The sequence below is a fragment of the Kitasatospora sp. NPDC043949 genome (assembly GCF_056435365.1).
The window spans coordinates 165,000-166,990 of the sequence record NZ_JBWKEQ010000017.1 but is presented as its reverse complement, the minus strand read 5'-3'; the positions used below and the strand labels follow the sequence as shown (position 1 = coordinate 166,990).

Sequence of the window (1,991 nt, the reverse complement as noted above, 5' to 3'; positions counted from 1 at the left end):
CCCCCCCCCCCCCCCCCCCCCCCCCCCCACCCCCCCCCCCCCCCCCCCCCCCCCCCCCCCCCCCCCCCCCCCCCCCCCCCCCCCCCCCCCCCCCCGCGCCGGGGATCAGCTGGCGCCGAGGCGGGCGGCCCACTGCGCGCGCCAGGCCAGCGCGTCGGCGACGCCCTCGGCGATGCCCCGCCGCGGCTGCCAGCCGAGCAGCTCCCGGGCGGTGTCGACGGCCGCGTAACAGCCGATCACGTCGCCCGGCCGGGGGCCCGCCTCGCGGACGTCGAGCTTCACGCCGACGGCCTGCTCGAAGGCGGCGATCAGCTCGCGCACGGTGGTGCCGTCGCCCGTGCCCACGTTGATGACCCGGTAGCGGTCCTCGGCGCCCTCGGCGATCACCTCGTCGAAGCGGAGCAGCGCCGCGACGTGCGCCTCGGCGAGGTCCCGCACGTGGACGTAGTCGCGGATGCCGGAGCCGTCCCTGGTCGCCCAGTCGACACCGGTGACGGTGAACGGGGTGCCGTTGGTGTGCGCCTCGATCAGCTTGCCCAGGGCGTGGGTGGGGTTGAGGTCCTGGAGTCCGGTGCGCAGCCGCGGGTCGGCACCGATCGGGTTGAAATAGCGCAGGGAGATGACCCGCTGCCGCTCGGCGCCCTCCCCCCTGGTCCAGTCCTGGAGCACCTGCTCCATCATCAGCTTGGTGCGCGCGTAGGGGCTGTTGGCCTCGACCGGGCTGCTCTCGTCGACCCGCGCGTCCGGGGTGGGCGCGTAGATGGAGGCGGAGCTGCTGAAGACGACGCGGGTGCAGCCGTGGCGCTGGAGGGCGTCGAGCAGTTCGACGGTCTTGCCGACGTTCTCCCGGTAGTAGTACAGCGGCCTGGCCACCGAGTCCGGGACGACGATCCTGGCCGCGCAGTGCACGGCGGCGTCGATGTCCGGGTGCTCGGCGAAGATCCGGTCGAGCAGGGCCGTATCGGCGACGTCGCCCTGGTAGAACACCTTGCCCTCGACGAACTCGGCCCGGCCCTTGGACAGGTCGTCCAGGATGACCGGGGTGATGCCCTGGTCGAGGAGGGCGAACACCACCGAACTGCCGATGAATCCCGCGCCGCCGGTGATCAGGACCTTCTTCATGCGCGGACGCTCCCTTGCGGTCGGCCGGGCGCCCGGTGGCGCCCGGTGGCTTCTGGGACGGTGGTTCGCGCTCGATGGTTCCGCCGCCGGGCTCACCGGCGGCGGAGCCAGAATCCGGTGGCGACCAGCACGACGGCCGCGACGGCGGTGCCGATCGCGGCCCAGGTGGCGGCGTCGGGCGTGGTGTCGGAGGGGGTGTCCCGGGCGGCGGAGCGGGCCCGGGCGGCGCTGTCGGCGGCCGTCGGGGCGGTCGGGACCGTGGGTGTGGCCGTGGGAGCGGGCGCGGGTATCGGGGCCGGGGCGCCGGTCGTCGCGCCCGTCGCCCCCGACAGCGGAGAATCGCCGATCACCGCGGCCTCGACGTCGAGTTCACCCTCGCCGTGCCCCGGCGAGGGGAACGCGCAGTCGACGCTCACCCGCCAGTGCCCGGCCGGGAGGATCTCCCGGGTGGTGTACGTCCCCGGCTCGCCCGGGACGGCGACCAGGCGCCAGGGGCCGACCGTGCGCCCGTCGGTGGCCGTCGCGGCCAGCGTGCCGGTGAACTCCCCGGTGACCGGGTCGTGGTCGTCCTCCCAGGTGGCGATGGTGCTGACGCGGCCGTTCCGCTGGCCGGAGACGTCCAGGTGGACGGTGTCGCCGTGGGCGGCGACCGGCACGGCGGCGGGCAGCACGGCCGCACCGGCGAGGGCGAGGGCGACGACGAGGGGTCGGGTTCGCATGGCGGGAAATCCTCGTGAGGGGTGAGGGGCAGGGAGCGGTGACGCCGGGGGGGGGGGGGGGCGGGGGGGGGGGGGGGGGGGGGGGGGGGGTGGGGGGGGGGGGGCGGGGGGGGGTGGCGGGTGTGGGCGGTTGGTTCGGGGCGGTCTGCG

General features: G+C 76.4%; 2 protein-coding genes. Both read right to left on the bottom strand.

Annotated elements, in window-relative coordinates; translation table 11 throughout:
• Positions 1-105 precede the first annotated feature (105 nt).
• Complete coding sequence (gene galE, locus AC07AL_RS16870; protein WP_363582494.1) at positions 106-1,122, bottom strand: UDP-glucose 4-epimerase GalE; 1,017 nt, start codon at positions 1,120-1,122, stop codon at positions 106-108.
• A gap of 92 nt (positions 1,123-1,214) precedes the next feature.
• The gene (locus tag AC07AL_RS16865; protein ID WP_363630550.1) at positions 1,215-1,841 is read right to left on the bottom strand and encodes a hypothetical protein; all 627 of its coding nucleotides are present in this window, start codon (positions 1,839-1,841) and stop codon (positions 1,215-1,217) included.
• Between the last annotated feature and the right edge of the window lie 150 nt (positions 1,842-1,991).